The 15,204-nt window shown below is 67.1% G+C and carries 14 protein-coding genes, 1 other RNA gene and 1 pseudogene; 3 read left to right on the top strand and 13 right to left on the bottom strand.

From position 1 onward, the window contains the following. The coding region (locus N878_RS23570; protein WP_021445957.1) for a 3,4-dihydroxy-2-butanone-4-phosphate synthase at positions 1-411 on the bottom strand (411 nt) is incomplete at its 3' end. A 79-nt stretch (positions 412-490) separates the two neighbouring features. Between N878_RS23570 and N878_RS23565 the strand changes: the two genes are divergently transcribed. After that, on the top strand, positions 491-778 hold the full coding sequence (locus tag N878_RS23565; RefSeq protein WP_021445956.1) for a DUF1330 domain-containing protein: 288 nt from the start codon (positions 491-493) through the stop codon (positions 776-778). An 89-nt stretch (positions 779-867) separates the two neighbouring features. On the opposite strand, the gene N878_RS23560 is transcribed toward N878_RS23565, so the two are convergent. The 8 genes from N878_RS23560 to N878_RS23525 form a co-directional block, all read right to left on the bottom strand. Then, complete coding sequence (locus tag N878_RS23560; RefSeq protein ID WP_021445955.1) at positions 868-1,431, bottom strand: NUDIX hydrolase; 564 nt, start codon at positions 1,429-1,431, stop codon at positions 868-870. Between the two features lie 4 nt (positions 1,432-1,435). Then, entirely contained in the window at positions 1,436-2,188 is a 753-nt protein-coding gene (locus tag N878_RS23555; RefSeq protein WP_021445954.1) for a GntR family transcriptional regulator, read from the bottom strand. A gap of 85 nt (positions 2,189-2,273) precedes the next feature. After that, positions 2,274-2,663: a carboxymuconolactone decarboxylase family protein gene (locus tag N878_RS23550; RefSeq protein ID WP_021445953.1), complete on the bottom strand. Its 390-nt coding sequence runs from the start codon at positions 2,661-2,663 to the stop codon at positions 2,274-2,276. Between the two features lie 18 nt (positions 2,664-2,681). Continuing rightward, positions 2,682-4,121 (bottom strand): NAD-dependent succinate-semialdehyde dehydrogenase, encoded by a 1,440-nt coding sequence (locus N878_RS23545; protein ID WP_021445952.1) that lies wholly within the window; start codon positions 4,119-4,121, stop codon positions 2,682-2,684. Positions 4,122-4,222: 101 nt separating this feature from the next. Beyond that, complete coding sequence (locus N878_RS23540; protein WP_021445951.1) at positions 4,223-4,708, bottom strand: flavin reductase family protein; 486 nt, start codon at positions 4,706-4,708, stop codon at positions 4,223-4,225. A gap of 12 nt (positions 4,709-4,720) precedes the next feature. Then, positions 4,721-6,202: an aldehyde dehydrogenase gene (locus N878_RS23535; RefSeq protein ID WP_031303928.1), complete on the bottom strand. Its 1,482-nt coding sequence runs from the start codon at positions 6,200-6,202 to the stop codon at positions 4,721-4,723. Then, positions 6,199-7,032, bottom strand: coding sequence for an alpha/beta fold hydrolase (locus N878_RS23530; RefSeq protein ID WP_021445949.1), 834 nt, complete (start codon positions 7,030-7,032; stop codon positions 6,199-6,201). The genes N878_RS23535 and N878_RS23530 overlap by 4 nt, the downstream gene beginning before the upstream one ends. Positions 7,033-7,059: 27 nt before the next feature. Continuing rightward, the gene (locus N878_RS23525) at positions 7,060-7,650 is read right to left on the bottom strand and encodes an amino acid synthesis family protein (protein WP_021445948.1); all 591 of its coding nucleotides are present in this window, start codon (positions 7,648-7,650) and stop codon (positions 7,060-7,062) included. 303 nt (positions 7,651-7,953) lie between these two features. Here N878_RS23525 and N878_RS23520 point away from each other — a divergent pair, with 303 nt between their 5' ends. After that, the gene (locus N878_RS23520) at positions 7,954-9,534 is read left to right on the top strand and encodes a BCCT family transporter (protein ID WP_021445947.1); all 1,581 of its coding nucleotides are present in this window, start codon (positions 7,954-7,956) and stop codon (positions 9,532-9,534) included. A 293-nt stretch (positions 9,535-9,827) separates the two neighbouring features. Here the strand turns inward: N878_RS23520 and ssrA are convergent. Further along, positions 9,828-10,184, bottom strand: a transfer-messenger RNA (tmRNA) gene (gene ssrA, locus N878_RS27355). Positions 10,185-10,315: 131 nt separating this feature from the next. Here ssrA and N878_RS23515 point away from each other — a divergent pair. After that, on the top strand, positions 10,316-13,231 hold the full coding sequence (locus N878_RS23515) for an ATP-binding protein (protein WP_021445946.1): 2,916 nt from the start codon (positions 10,316-10,318) through the stop codon (positions 13,229-13,231). A 58-nt stretch (positions 13,232-13,289) separates the two neighbouring features. Here the strand turns inward: N878_RS23515 and N878_RS23510 are convergent, their stop codons facing one another. The 3 genes and pseudogenes from N878_RS23510 to N878_RS23500 form a co-directional block, all read right to left on the bottom strand. Next, positions 13,290-13,535: a hypothetical protein gene (locus tag N878_RS23510; RefSeq protein WP_021445945.1), complete on the bottom strand. Its 246-nt coding sequence runs from the start codon at positions 13,533-13,535 to the stop codon at positions 13,290-13,292. A gap of 74 nt (positions 13,536-13,609) precedes the next feature. Beyond that, positions 13,610-14,830 carry an RtcB family protein gene (locus N878_RS23505; protein WP_021445944.1) on the bottom strand — a complete coding sequence of 407 codons (1,221 nt, stop codon included), beginning with the start codon at positions 14,828-14,830 and terminating at the stop codon, positions 13,610-13,612. Positions 14,831-14,879: 49 nt separating this feature from the next. Next, positions 14,880-15,204: pseudogene (locus tag N878_RS23500) on the bottom strand (hypothetical protein); the annotation flags it as partial.

Below are 15,204 nucleotides of genomic sequence, written 5' to 3'. Positions count from 1 at the left end.
CACGCCGCCCTCGCGGGCGCGCAGGGGGAAGATATGGCCCGGCTGGACCAGGTCGTCCGCGCAGGCACCGGGCGCCACCGCGGTGAGCACGGTGAGGCAGCGGTCGGCGGCGGAGATGCCGGTGGTCACCCCCTGCGCCGCCTCGATGGAGACGGTGAAGGCGGTGGCGAAGGCGCTGCCGTTGGCCGGCACCATCTGCTCCAAGCCCAGGCGCTGGCAATGTTCGTCGGTCAGGGTCAGGCAGATCAGGCCGCGCGCTTCGCGCGCCATGAAGTTGATCGCCGCGGGCGTGCATTTCTCGGCTGCCAGCAGCAGGTCGCCCTCGTTCTCGCGATCCTCGTCGTCGACCAGCAGCACCATCTTGCCTTGGCGGAAGTCTTCGATGATTTCTTCGATGGGGTTGAATGGCATGTCGGGGTCCCGGTGTGGATGTCGGTGAGGTTTAATGGTATACCATAATACCGTATTAACCGAAGCCTGGACGACCGCCATGAAGGCCTACTGGATTGCTCACGTCGATGTCACCGACCCCGCTCGATACGCCGAATACACCAGCCGCGCGCCGGCGGTGTTCGCCCAGTACGGCGGCCGGCTGCTGGCCCGCGGCGGCCGCAGCGAAGCGCTGGAGGGCAGGGCCACGCCGCAGCGCAGCGTGGTGATCGAGTTCGAGTCCTACGAACAGGCGCTGGCCTGCTACCGTTCCGCGCAGTACCAGGCGGCCTGCGCCCAGCGCGCCGGTGCCGCGCAGGCTGAAGTAATCATAGTCGAGGGAATCTAGGCCGGCCGTGGCCTTGCCGTAGCCCGGATGCAATCCAGGCTCCTGAGGTGCACCGTGCGCACCGATGATCAGGCGTCGAGGAAGGCGCCTTAGCGGATAAAGTGCACCTTGCCGCTGTCGTCGTTGCCCATGTAGATGCCGTAGACGCCGGCCTGGCGCTCGTCGATATAGCGCTCGAGGATCTGCCGGATGGCCGGGTAGTAGATGCTTTCCCAGGGAATCTCCTCGGGGGCGAAGAAGCGGTAGGCGAGGGTTTCCGGGCCGTGCTGGCCGCTGATCTCCAGGGCGATGGCGCGGAAGATGATGTACACCTCGCTGATCTTCGGCACGCTGAAGATGGAGTAGGGCGAGACGATCTCGGCGCGGATGCCGCTTTCCTCCCAGACCTCGCGCAGGGCGGCCTGCTCGGTGGTCTCGCCGTTCTCCATGAAGCCGGCCGGCAGCGTCCAGGTGCCCGGACGCGGCGGGATGGCGCGCTGGCACAGCAGGTACTTGCCGTCCTGCTCGATGATGCAGCCGGCGATGACCTTGGGATTCTCGTAGTGGATATAGCCGCAGGCCGCGCACACCAGCCGCTCATGGGTATCCCCGTGCGGCTGCCGGCGGCTGAGGCCGGGATCGCCGCATTGCGGACAGAAGCGCGGGCTGGGCATGGCGTCAGCGTCCTATGCGCGGCTCTTGCAGCGCGATGGGGGTGACGAAGTCGCGCACCGCGCCCGGTTCGTCCTGCTTGGACTTGAGATAGTCCAGCGCCACCTTGGCCGCGGCGCGCACGTGGTCCACCGAGGCCTGGTGCGCGGCCAGCGGGTCGCCGCTCTTGATCGCCTCGACCATGCGCTCCATTTCCTGGTTGCTGCTGCCGCGGCGGTTGCTTTGCGACACCGAGGTGGCACGCAGGTAGCTGATGCGCGCCTGCAGCTGGCGCAGCTGAGTCGCCGCGATCTGGTTGCCGGAGCCTTCCAGCAGCACGTCGTAGAAGCCCTGCACCGAATCGAGCACCTCCTGCAGATCGCCGCTTTCCAGCACCTTGCGGTTCTCCTCTAGGGCCTTTTCCAGGGCGCGGATGTCCTTGGGCTTGGCGTTGAGGGTGAACAGCTGGACGATCAGGCCTTCGAGCACGCAGCGCAGCTCGTAGATGTCGCGCGCGTCCTCCAGGGTGATGATGGCCACGCGCGGGCCCTTGGCCCCGGCGAACTCCACCAGGCCTTCGGACTCCAGGTGACGCAGCGCCTCGCGCACCGAGGTGCGGCTGACGCCCAGGCGCTCGCACAGGTCGCGTTCCACCAGCCGGTCGCCGGGCAGCAGTTGAAAGTTCATGATGGCGCCACGCAACTTGTCCAGCACGATTTCGCGCAGCGTGACGGGGTTGCGATTGACCTTGAAGCTGTCGTCGAGAGGCAAGCGTTTCATAGGGTCCGCTCTGGTTATGGCTGTCCGTAAAAATGGCAACAGGGCCCGAGTCCTCAGACCCGAGCCCTGTCGGCGGCGCTGGCTTTCACTGCCGAGCCTCCGCGTCGGCCTCGGCGAAGGCTTCTCGGGCGATGCGAAAGCTGTCGACCGCCGCCGGCACGCCGCAGTAGATGCCGACCTGCAGCAGAATCTCGCGAATCTGCTCGCGGCTGAGACCGTTACGCAGGGCGCCACGAATATGCAACTTCAGCTCGTGGGGCCGATTCAGCGCCGAAATCATGGCCAAGTTTATCATGCTGCGTTCTTGCAGCGACAAACCCTCGCGGCCCCAGACGTGGCCCCAGCAGTACTCGGTGACCAGTTCCTGCAGCGGCCGGCTGAAGTCGTCGGCGTTCTCGATCGACTTGTTGACATAGGCCTCGCCCAGCACCTGGGTGCGGATGGCCAGGCCCTTGTCGTATTTCGCGTTGCTCATGGGGGTTCTCCTTCGCGGTTACAGGCCGCCCATCAGGCAGTACTTGATCTCCAGATAGTCCTCGATGCCGTACTTCGAGCCTTCGCGGCCGAGGCCCGAGGACTTGATGCCGCCGAACGGCGCGACCTCGGTGGAGATCAGCCCTTCGTTGATGCCGACCATGCCGTATTCCAGCGCCTCGCTCATGCGCCAGGCGCGGCCGAGGTCGCGGGTGTAGCAGTAGGCGGCCAGGCCGTACTCCGTGTCGTTGGCCAGGCGCACGGCCCCGGCCTCGTCGCTGAAGCGGAACACCGCGGCCAGCGGGCCGAAGGTCTCCTCGCGGGCCACCTTCATCTCGTCGTGCACCCCGGCCAGCACGGTGGGCAGGAAGAAGCCGTGGCCCAGCGGATGGCGCTCGCCGCCGAGCACCAGGAGCGCGCCCTTGCCCAGGGCGTCCTGCACATGATCTTCGACCTTCTCCACGGCGCGCTGGTTGATCAGCGGGCCGAGCTTGACGCCCTCGACGAAGCCGTCACCGACGGGCAGTTCGGCGACGCGCTCGGCCAGGCGGGCGACGAACGCATCGTGGATGCCGTCCTGCACCAGGAAGCGGTTGACGCACACGCAGGTCTGCCCGGCGTTGCGGTACTTGGCGATCAGCGCGCCGTCCACCGCACGCTCCAGGTCGGCGTCGTCGAAGACGATAAAGGGCGCGTTGCCGCCCAGCTCCAGCGAGACCTTCTTCAGGGTGGCGGCCGACTGCGCCATCAGCAGCTTGCCGATCGGCGTGGAGCCGGTGAACGACAGCTTGCGCACCGCGGCGCTGGCGGTCAGTTCGCCGCCGATGGCCACGGCGTCGCCGGTGACCACGTTGAGGATGCCGGCGGGAATCCCCGCCTGCTCGGCCAGGGCCGCCAGGGCCAGGGCGGAGAAGGGGGTTTCCGGCGCCGGCTTGACGATGCACGGGCAGCCGGCGGCCAGGGCCGGGCCGACCTTGCGGGTGATCATCGCGGCGGGGAAGTTCCACGGGGTAATGGCGGCGACCACGCCGATCGGCTCCTTGCTCACCACGATGCGCGCATCGCCCTTGTGGCTGGGAATGGTGTCGCCATAGATGCGCTTGGCCTCCTCGGCGAACCACTCGATAAAGCTGGCGGCGTAGAGGATCTCGCCCTTCGACTCGGCCAGCGGCTTGCCCTGTTCCAGGGTGAGCAGCTCGGCCAGCGCGTCGGCGTTGTCCAGAATCAGCGTGTGCCAGCGCTTGAGCAGGCCGCTGCGCTCCTTGGCGGTCAGCGCCCGCCAGGCCGGCCAGGCACGGTTGGCGGCGGCGATGGCCTGGCGGGTTTCGCTGGCGCCCATGTTCGGCACCGTGCCGATCTGCTGGCCGTTGGCCGGGTTGAAGATGGCCTGGGTCGAGCCGTCCTGGGCATCGAGCCAGTGCCCGTCGATATAGGCCTGTTGGCGCAGCAAAGCATTCATGGCGGCTCCCTTGAAAGGTGCGGGCAACGAGCGCTGCGGCTCGCTGCGACGGATGAAAAGGACCGCGACCGAGGGTGAGTGGGCGCGGTCGTAACCGAGGGTCAGGCGATGGAGGGCAGGGCGCCGAGCTTGCCGCGGTGATAGACCATGGGCGTCACCTCCTGCTCGGGCAGGATCAGGTTCTTCACCGCGCCGACGATGATGGCGTGGTCGCCGCCGTCGTACTCGCGCCACAGCTCGCATTCGATGATGGCGGTGGCCTTGGCCAGCAACGGGTTGCCCAGCGCGCTCAGGTGCCAGTCGATGCCCTTGGCCTTGTCCTTGCCCTTGCCGGCGAAGGCGTAGGCCTCGGCCTGCTGGTCGGCGCACAGCAGGTGGATGGCGAACTGCTTGCTGTCGCGCAGCACCGGGTAGGTGTCGGAGGCGTAGTTGGGGCAGAACAGCACCAGCGCCGGGTCGATGGACAGGGCGCTGAAGGCGCTGGCGGTGATGCCGACTATGTCGCCGCCGGCGTCCAGGGTGGTGACCACGGTGACGCCGGATGGGAAGGAGCCCATCACTTCTTTGTAGATGCCTGGTTCGATCATTTCGCAGGTCTCCTAGCGCATGACGAAGGGGTCGGGCATGGGCGCCTGCGAGAGGTTGATCCACACCGTTTTCAGCTCGGTGTAGGCCAGCACCGAATCGATGCCGCTCTCGCGGCCGTAGCCGCTGTTGTGGAAGCCGCCGATCGGCGCCATGGCCGAGACCGCGCGGTAGGTGTTGACCCAGATGATCCCCGAGCGCACGTCTCTCGCCATGCGGTGCGCGCGGCCGAGGTCGCGGGTCCAGATGCCGGCGGCGAGGCCGAACTGCGAGTCGTTGGCCAGCTCCAGGGCCTCGGCCTCGTCCTTGAAACGGATCACCGAGGCGACCGGGCCGAAAACCTCTTCCTGCATGATCTTCATCGAGTGGCGGTCGCACTCGAACAGCGTCGGCTCGTAGTACCAGCCCTTGGCGTCGAGCTGCGGGCGCTTGCCGCCCAGGCGCAGGCGTGCGCCCTCGGCCAGGGCGTCGGCAACCAGGCCCTCGACCACGGCGAGCTGCTGCGCGGTGGCCATGGGGCCCATCTCGCTGGCGTCGTCCTGCGGGTTGCCGATGCGGATGCGCTTGGCCCGCTCGATCAGGCGCTCGACGAACTCGTCGTAGATCGCATCCTGCACCAGCAGGCGCGAGCCGGCCACGCAGCTCTGCCCGGAGGCGGCGTAGATGCCGGCCACGGCGCCGTTGATGGCGCTGTCCAGGTCGGCGTCGGCGAAGATGATGTTGGGCGACTTGCCGCCCAGCTCCAGCGACAGCTTGGCGAAGTTCTCCGCGCTGCTGCGCACCACGTGGCGGGCGGTGGCGGCGCCGCCGGTGAAGGCGATCTTGCGCACCAGCGGGTGGCGGGTCAGCGCCGCGCCGGTGCTCGGGCCGAAGCCGGTGACCACGTTGACCACGCCAGGCGGGAAGCCGGCCTCCAGCGCCAGGCGGGCCAGCTCGAGGATGGTCGCCGAGGCATGCTCGGAGGGTTTCAGGACGATGGTGTTGCCGGCCGCCAGAGCCGGCGCCAGCTTGATCGCGGTCAGGTACAGCGGGCTGTTCCAGGGGATGATCCCGGCCACCACGCCGATCGGCTCGTGCACCGTGTAGGCGAACATCTCCGGCTTGTCGATCGGCAGGGTGCCGCCTTCGAGCTTGTCGGCCAGGCCTGCGGTGTAGTGGAAGAACTCCGGCAGGTAGCCGACCTGGCCGCGGGTCTCGCGGATCAGCTTGCCGTTGTCGCGGCTTTCCAGCTGGGCCAGGTGCTCCTTGTGTTCGGCGATCAGATCGCCCAGGCGGCGCAGCAGCTTGCCGCGCGCGGTGGCATTCAGCTTGCGCCAGGCCGGATTCTCGAAGGCGCGCTGGGCGGCCTGCACGGCGCGCTCGACGTCCTGCTCGTCGGCATCCGGCAGTTCGGCCCAGGGTTCGGCCAGGGCCGGGTTGAGGCTTTCAAAGGTCTTGCCGGACAGCGCATCGAGCCACTGGCCGTCGATGCACATGTGGAAACGGGCGAGTGTCATGCGACTATCCCCTCTGCTGGATTCCGTAGGGTCTGGGCCTGCTGCAGGAAGTTCAGCAGCACCTGGTTGACCAGGCGTGGCGATTCCACCGGCATCATATGCCGCTGCTCGGCGAGCACCGCCACCTGGGCGCCGGGAATGCGCTCGGCCAGTTGTCGGGCCATCTCCGGGGTCGAGCCCGGGTCCAGCTCTCCGGTGGCGATCAGGGTCGGCGCCTGGATGCTGCCCAGGTCGTCGACGCGGTACATGTCCTGGGTGGCGAACAGCTCGTAGGTGGTCAGGTAGCCCTGCGGGTCGTTGCCGGCCAGGGTCTGGCGGATCGCCGCAATCTGCGCCGGGTTGGCCGCCTGGTATTCGCGGCTGAACCAGCGCGACAGGGCTTCCTCGGCGTTGGCGTCCGGGCCGTGTTCGGCGGCCTGGCGGGTGCGCTCGATGACCCCTGCGCGCTGCGCGCTGCTGCGGTTGAACACGCTGTTGAGGATCACCAGGGCCGCGAGCTGCTGCGGCTGGTGCAGGGCGAAGGCCCGCGCCACCAGGCCGCCCATGGAGAAGCCGATGACGCTGGCGCGCTCGATCTGCAGGTGTTCGAGCAGCTCGCGCAGCTGCTCGGCATAGCCGGGCAGGCCGGTGCCCGGCTGCGGGCGCGGGCTGGCGCCGTGGCCGAGCATGTCGTAGGCGATGACCTGGAAATGCGGGGCCAGACCGACGATCTGGCCGCCCCACATTTCCTTGTTCAGGCCGACGCCGTGGATCAGCACCACGGGGTGACCTTGGCCGGTGGCCAGGTAGCTGGTGCCGGCGGGGGTGGATTTAGCGGTGAGCCGAATCATGGAAAGCTCCTGCGCGGGCCTTGAGGATCACTGCGCCTGTTCGGCGGCCAGCTCTTCCAGGTCGATGTAGCGGTTGCCGATGCGCGGATGCAGGCGGCCACCGTTGGCGGCGCCGAGCACCACCACGATCTCGTCGGCGCGCGGCGCGTCCTCGATCTGCATTTCCAGGGTGATGTAGTGCGAGCGCAGGCCCTCGTCGTCCTTGTGCATCATCGGGATCTGGATCGAGGTGCCGGGGCCGCCGCGCTTGTTGGTGAAGCTCAGGTAGCTCTTGGCGTTAACCGCCTGGCGGTAGTGATTGCCGAAGCGCAGGGTGTGGATCACCGCCGAGGCGTGCTCGATCTCGCCGTCGGCGCCGACCACCGCGGCCTTGCCGTAGGCCTCGATCTTCGCCGCGCCGCCGATAGCGGCAGTCAGGCGCTCGACCATCATGGCGCCGAGTTCGGAGCAGTGGGCCTTGATCTCCGGCTTGAGGTCCTCGACGAAACCGCGGCCGAGCCAGGGGTTCTTGATCACCACGGCCAGGCCGACCATGGTCACCGGCTTGTCACTGGCCTTGCCGCCTTCGATCAGGGTTTCTTCGATGTAGCTGACGATCTTGCGGATCTCGAAACTCATGGATGTGCTCCTGTGCGCTGTGGGTTCGGGTGCTGGCTGGCACCGCTCAGTTGGTATCATGGTATACCATAATACGAGATGCGCAAGTCAAGCCTTGCGCTTTTCCCACAATGCCCGTCGGACGGTGACTGGCGGGGGAAGACCATTGATCGGCGGCGTTTCAACAAGGCATTGAAATGACGATTTGGTTGATGGTATACCGTAATACATCGCAAGACGATGCCGCCTGCCCGTCGCGCCTGCATGGCGCGGCCCGGCCCTTGCGACGTCCCATCGGTTCATTACAAAAACAAGGAGACGCCTGTGAGCGAACGTCCCAAGAACCACCTCGAACGCGTGTTCGCAGGTGTCAACCCGACCATGGCGATCGCCTCGATCACCATGGTCTTCGCTTTCGTCTTGTTCACCGTGACCAACGCCGAACTGGCCAACGGCATCTACACCGGCGCCAAGGCTTGGATTGAGGGTTCATTGGGCTGGTACTACGTGGCGGTGGTCAGCGCGGTGCTGTTCTTCACCTTCTGGGTCGGCTTCAGCCGCTTCGGCAATCTGCGCCTGGGCCAGGACGATGAACGCCCCGAGTTCAGCAACTTCTCCTGGTTCGCCATGCTGTTCAGCGCCGCGGTCGGCACCGGCCTGCTGTTCTGGAGCATCGCCGAGCCGCTGATGCACATGCAGGGCAACCCCTACATGGAGATGGCCGGGGTGGCCGCGGGCAGCGCCGAGGCCGCGCAGATCGCCCTGCGCATCACCATGTTCCACTGGGGCCTGCACGGCTGGTGCATCTATATAGTGGTGGGCCTGGTGCTGGCCTACTTCACCTACCGGCATAACCTGCCGCTGACCATCCGCTCGGCGCTGTATCCGCTGCTGGGCGAGCGTATCCACGGCCCGATCGGCCACGCGGTGGACCTGCTGGCGATCTTCAGCACCCTGTTCGGCACCGCCACCACCCTGGGCCTGGGCGTGTCGCAGATGAATGCCGGGCTGGGCTACATGTTCGGCTGGGAAATCTCTACCACCAACCAGCTGCTGCTGATCGCCGGCACCTCGCTGGTGGCGACCTTCTCCGCCGTCTCCGGCGTGCGTCGCGGCATTCTTTGGCTCAGCGAGTGGAACATCCGCCTGAGCAGCATCCTCTTCCTGTTCCTGCTGCTGGCCGGGCCGACCGTGTTCCTGCTGGGCCTTTACGCCACCAGCATCGGCGACTACCTGGCCCACTTCATCCCCATGGGGCTGTGGACCGACGCCAACCCCGAGCGCCAGTGGCAAGGCTGGTGGACCATCTTCTACTGGGGCTGGTGGCTGTCCTGGGGCCCGTTCGTCGGCATGTTCATCGCCCGCATCTCCCGTGGCCGCACCGTGCGCCAGGTAGTGGTGGGCGGGATGCTGGCCTCCACCCTCGGCGCCTTCCTGTGGATCGTGATCATGGGCGGCACCGGCGTGTACCTGCAGCTCAACGGTGTCGACCTGGCCAGCGTGGCCAACAGCGACCTGACCATGGTGCTGTACAAGACCATCGAAGGCCTCGGCGTAGAGTGGGCCATCCTGCCCATGGCCGGCCTGGCGACGCTGATGATCGTCAGCTGGTTCGTCACCTCGGCCGATTCGGCGACGCTGGTGATCTGCACCATCCTCTCGATGGGCGACCACAACCCGCCGCAGCGCTACCGCATCATCTGGGGTCTGGGCCTCGGCGCCCTGGCCGGCGTGCTGCTGCTGGCCGGCGGCCTGCAAGGCCTGCAGGCGGCGACCATCGCCGCCGCTCTGCCGTTCTCCCTGGTGCTGCTGCTGATCTGCTATTGCCTGGTCAAGGCGCTGCATCAGGAGGAGGCCGCGCTGCAGCAGGGCTCCGACCTGCGGGTAAGCGCCCGCACGTCCTGAGTACCCGACTCGGGCCTGTCCACATCCTGCGCGGTTGTGGACAGGCCGTTTTCAGCGCGCTGCCGCGTTCCCGAACGGTTGCGATTCAGGGCTCACGCCTTCAAGGCTGGACAACAAGGCCGCCACCCTGGGCGAGGCGAAGTCCTGTCCGCCTCTCAGGAAGTCAGTCATCGTCAAGCCAGATTATTGGTAGCGCGACCCTGCTGTGACACTTTTCGGGACATTCGCAGTCCCTGAAAACACAAAACCCCTGAAATTCTCTAGGAAAATCAGGGGTTTGTGCTTGCTTCAATTGGTGGAGCCGGGGGGATTTGAACCCCCGTCCGCCAGCTCTCCGCTATCGGTTCTACATGCTTAGCCATCTCTACTGAGTTAACTCCGCGCGGCCCGAGTGGCAGGGCGCTTGGAGCGAGCTGTATGAGTTTTAGCCGTTACGTCTACAGCGAACTTGGCGGCGATCCTGTTCTATATGACTGACCAGATCTTCGGGTTTACAGGCATCCCCTAGGGTCAGCTGGCGCCCTTAGGCGGCCAGAGCGTAGTTGTCGTCGTTGGCAACTATGAAGTTGTGGCAGCGGATTTACGAGAACTGTCACCTACTCGGCATGCCCCTCAAGTTTCGTTACCGGCGTCGAATCCTAATCGGCCCCAAAACCTTCGTGGTTACAGCTAGGACGCGGAGTGTACGGCAAAGGTTCCATAACGTCGACTGCGGATTCCAGCGCGGGAAGCTATGATGGCGCCTGGCGTCCCTCTGCGCGCCCTATGGAAAGGAGTCGTCATGCCGAGTTCTAGCCGCTACCCCCTGCGTCAGTGGATCTGGCGGGCCTTCGTGCAGAGCGCGCTGATCCCCTTGATTCTGGTGGAGTCGGTGCTGATCGCGGTGTACCTGCTGAGCAACCAGGCGATCCGCGATGCGCAGGTCGGCCATCTGCAGGAGGCGGCGGTGAAGGACCTGGCCAGTGCCGCGCTGCGCGAGGGGCAGATCGTCGACGGCCGCCTGCGTTCGATCGAATCCCTGGTCCAGGTGTACCGCGACGCGACTCAGCGCGCGCTGCTCGATACCGGCTATCAGGCCGACGAACTGGAGCGTCAGCGCCATACCAGCACCGACAGCGGGGTGTTCTACACCCGCAGCGACGACGGCCGCGCCGCCTCCTTCTACGCCAACAGCACGCCGCCGGCGCAGCAGGATCACGCCAAGGTCATGCGCCTGTCGCAGGTCGACCCGCTGATGCGCTCGATCCAGCAGGCCAACCCGCTGGTGGCGGCGCTCTACTTCAACAGCTGGGACAGCTACAACCGCATCTATCCCTGGTTCGACACGCCGGCGCAGTATCCCCATGACATGGTGATCCCGGATTACAACTTCTATTACCTGGCCGACGCCAAGCACAACCCCGAGCGCAAGGTGGTGTGGACCGAGGTGTACCTCGATCCGGCCGGCCTCGGCTGGATGATGTCGGCCATCGCCCCGGTCTACCGCGGCGATTTCCTCGAGGGCGTGGTGGGCCTGGACATCACCGTCGGCCAGGTGCTCGGCGAGATCGCCGAGCTCAACGTGCCCTGGCAGGGCTACGCCATGCTGGTCAGCCACGACCACAACATCATGGCGTTGCCGGCCGCCGGCGAGCTGGATTTCGGCCTGCGCGAGCTGACCCATTACTCCTACGAGGAGGCGGTACGCCGCGAGGTGCTCAAGCCCGAGGACTTCAACCTGGCCAAGCGCGAGGGCATGGAGCCGCTGCTGCAGGCGATGAACGAGGGCCGTGGCAACGTCCAGGAGGTGCTGCTCGGCGGGCGCAAGCAGCTGGTGGCCTGGAGCGAGATTCCGCAGACCGGCTGGCGCCTGTTGCTGGTGGTGGACGAGGAGCAGATCTTCCACGACACCAACCAGCTGGCCGAGCGCTACCTGCAGATCGGCTACCTGCTGATCGCCGGCCTGCTGGCCTTCTACCTGCTGTTCTTCGCCTGGATGTGGCTGCGTTCGCGGCACCTGAGCAACCAGCTGGCGCACCCCATTGCCGATATCGTCGAGATGGCCGGCAGCCTGGGCCAGGGCAACTACCTGCCGGCGGCGCCGGACAGCCGGATCGCCGAAGTCAGCCGCCTGGCGGACGCTATGCAGCAGGCCGGGCGCCAGCTGCAAGCCAGCGAGCAGGAGCGCCAGGAGGCGCAGAACATCCTCCAGCTGGTGCTGGAGAGCACCACCGAGAGCCTCTGGCAGATCAACGCCCGCGACCTGACCATCGAGCTCAGCGACCGCTTCGTGCGGCGCTTCGGCCTGGGTGCGCGTCACCTGAGCCTGAGCGAGTTCAACCAGCGCGTGCACCCGGACGACCTGGAGCGCCTGCGCCACCTGCGCAAGCACTTCGCCGAGAGCGGTGACGAGCATTTCGACGCCGAGTACCGCTACCTCGACTGCCAGGGCCAGTACCTCTGGCTGCTCAGTCGCGGCAAGGTGCTGGAGCGCGACGCCAAGGGCTGGCCGCTGCGCGTGGCCGGTACCCATGTCGACATCACCCGCCTCAAGCAGGTGCAGGAGGAGTTGCGCCACGCCAGCCTCGAGGCCCTGGCCGCCAGCCAGGCCAAGAGCCGTTTCCTGTCGAGCATGAGCCACGAGCTGCGCACGCCGCTCAACGCCATCCACGGCTTCGCCCAGCTGATCGAGATGGAGGCGCAGGACAAGGCCGATGCCAAGCTGGAGTGCGACTACGCCCACGAGATCGTCAACGCCAGCCGCCATCTAACCGCGTTGGTCGACGACATCCTCGACCTGTCGAGCATCGAGAGCCGCCGTCAGCAGCTGCAGTTGCAGCCCCTGGAGATCGGCAGCCTGCTGGCCGGCTGCGCCGAGCTGGTGCAGCCCGAGGTGCAGCAGCGCCAGCTGCAGCTGCAGGTGATGGCCGCGGCCGAGCCGCCGCTGTTCGTCCAGGGCGACCCGCGCCGGGTGCGGCAGATCCTGCTCAACCTGCTGTCCAACGCGATCAAGTACAACAGCCCGCAGGGCCTCATCCGCATGGGCTACGAGGTGCGCGCCGACTGCGTGCGGCTGTGGGTCGACGACACCGGCCCGGGGCTGTCCGGCGAGCAGCAGGCGCAGCTGTTCCAGCCGTTCCAGCGCCTCGGTCGGGAGAGTTCGAACATTCCCGGCACCGGCATCGGCTTGGTGCTCTGCCGCGAGCTGGCCAGCCTGATGGACGGCGAGATCGGCGTGCGCAGCGAGCCGGGTGTGGGCAGCCGCTTCTGGCTCGACCTGCCCAGCGCCGCGCGGCCGGACGAGACCGACGCCGATGCGCCGGAGCAGTCGGCGCAAAGCGAGCGGCGCCTGGTGCAAGTGCTGTGCGTGGAGGATCACCCGGCCTGCCTGAAGATTCTCCAGGAGGCGCTGCGCGAGTTCGCCGAGGTGCGTGGCGCGGGTACCCGTCAGCGCGCGCTGGCCGAGCTGCAGGACAACGAGCCGGCGCTGTTGCTGCTGGATATCGACCTGCCGGACGGCAACGGCCTGGAGATACTCGACGCCATGCGCGCCGAGCCACGGCTGCGCGAGGTGCCGGTGCTGGTGATCAGTGCGGTGGCCGACCAGGCGCTATTCGAGGAAGCCAGGGCGCGCGGGGCCTCTGCCTGCCTGAGCAAGCCGGTGGACTTGCAGGAGGTGCGGCATCTGGCGCTGGAGCTGCTCTACACCGGCTACTAGGCAGCAGTGCTGCAGGCGCCGCCAGGCCGGCGCCTACGACCAGCAACTGAGCCGGCGACTACTCGCTGGCTTCCAGCAGATTGATGGCTTCGCCCAGCACCTTGACCGATTCGCTGTGGTTGCCGGCCTTGTGCAGGGCTTCGCCTTCGGCGCGCAGTTCCTGCACCTTGGCCAGCACGGCGGGGTCGGCCGGTGGGTCGCTTTGCAGCATGGCGTCGATCTTGGCCATGTCCGCCGGGCAGTGCATCGCCCAGAGGGGCGCGCTGAGCAGGGCGGCGGCGAAGAAGGCGGTTAGGCGGCGCATGATGGTTCTCCAGAACGGGACGGTGGGACCTTCAGTATAGAAAGCCGTGTCGCGGCGTCATCTCCGCCGGTCACTCAGCCCTTCACGCACACCAGCTGGCGCAGGCTGTGCACCACTTCGACCAGGTCGCGCTGGGCCGCCATCACCGCCTCGATGTCCTTGTAGGCCATGGGGATTTCGTCGATCACGTCCTTGTCCTTGCGGCATTCGACGTGGGCGGTGGCGCGCAGCTGGTCGGCCAGGTCGAAACGCTTCTTCGCCTGGCTGCGGCTCATCACCCGGCCGGCGCCGTGGCTGCAGGAGCAGAACGCCTCGGCATTGCCCAGGCCGCGCACTATGTAGCTGCGCGTGCCCATGGAGCCGGGGATGATGCCCAGCTGGCCTGGCTGCGCCGACACCGCGCCCTTGCGCGTGACCAGCACCTCGCGGCCGAAGTGGCGTTCCTGCTGCACGTAGTTGTGGTGGCAGTCCACCGCCTCCAGCTGCGCCTCGAACGGCCGGCCGAGCACCTGGCGGGTGGCCGCGATCACCGCCTGCAGCATCAGCGCGCGGTTCTGCCGGGCGTAGTCCTGGGCCCAGCCGACCGCCTCGAGGTAGTCGGCGAAGTGGCGGCTGCCTTCCTCGAAGTAGGCCAGGTCCTTGTCCGGCAGGTTGGCCAGGTGCTGGCGCATGTCGGCCTGGGCCAGCTCGATGAACAGGTTGCCGATGGCGTTGCCGACGCCGCGCGAGCCGCTGTGCAGCATCAGCCAGACACGGTCGGCCTCGTCCAGGCAGAGTTCGATGAAGTGATTGCCGCCGCCCAGGGTGCCGAGGTGCACACGGTGGTTGCTCTTCTCCAGGCGCGGGTGCTTGGCGCAGATTGCCCGGAAGCGCCCGGCCAGCGCGCGCCAGGCCGCGTCGGTGGCGGCCGGCACTTCGTCCCAGGCGCCGACGTCGCGCTTGCCGAAGCTCTTGCCGTGCGGCACCGCGCGTTCGATGGCGCTGCGCAGGCGGTGCAGGTTGTCCGGCAGATCCGTGGCGCGCAGCGAGGTGCGCGCGGCGACCATGCCGCAGCCGATATCCACGCCGACCGCGGCGGGGATGATGGCGCCGAGGGTGGGGATCACGCTGCCGATGGTCGAGCCCTTGCCCAGGTGCACGTCCGGCATCACCGCCAGGTGCTTGAAGATAAAGGGCATCCGCGCGGTGTTGAGCAATTGCCGGCGGGCTTCGTCCTCCACCGGCACGCCGCGGGTCCAGAGCTTGATCGGTTTGCCGCCGGCGACGTGCAGCAGCTGCGGGCCGTGGTCGTTCATGCAGGGGTTCCAGGCTGGTGCGACAAGGCTATTGTGCGCCTGCCGGCGCTCAATAGTGATACCAGCGCAGCTCCAGCTTCACCTCGTTGACCGGCGCGGCGAGCTGGCTGAACTCGCGCTGGGCGCTCAGGCGCAGGCCGAGGTCGGTGCGCACTTCCCATTGCTGGTTCAGCGACAGGCGACGGCGTACCTCGCCGTTGTGGAAGTAGTCGCCGGCCGCCTCAAGGGTCAGGTTGCCCAGCGCGTTGCGCCACAGCAGGCCGGTGTTGAAGCCCAGCGCCGGGGCGACGAAGGCGGCGAAGTCGCGGTTGTGCTCCAGGCGCGCGGTGGCCAGGGCGAAGCCCAGGGTGCCAGCGCCGAGCTGCCAGGTGGCG

This window comes from Pseudomonas sp. EGD-AK9 (assembly GCF_000465935.2).
Lineage (GTDB): Bacteria > Pseudomonadota > Gammaproteobacteria > Pseudomonadales > Pseudomonadaceae > Aquipseudomonas.
This window is presented reverse-complemented; position numbering and strand designations above follow the sequence as displayed.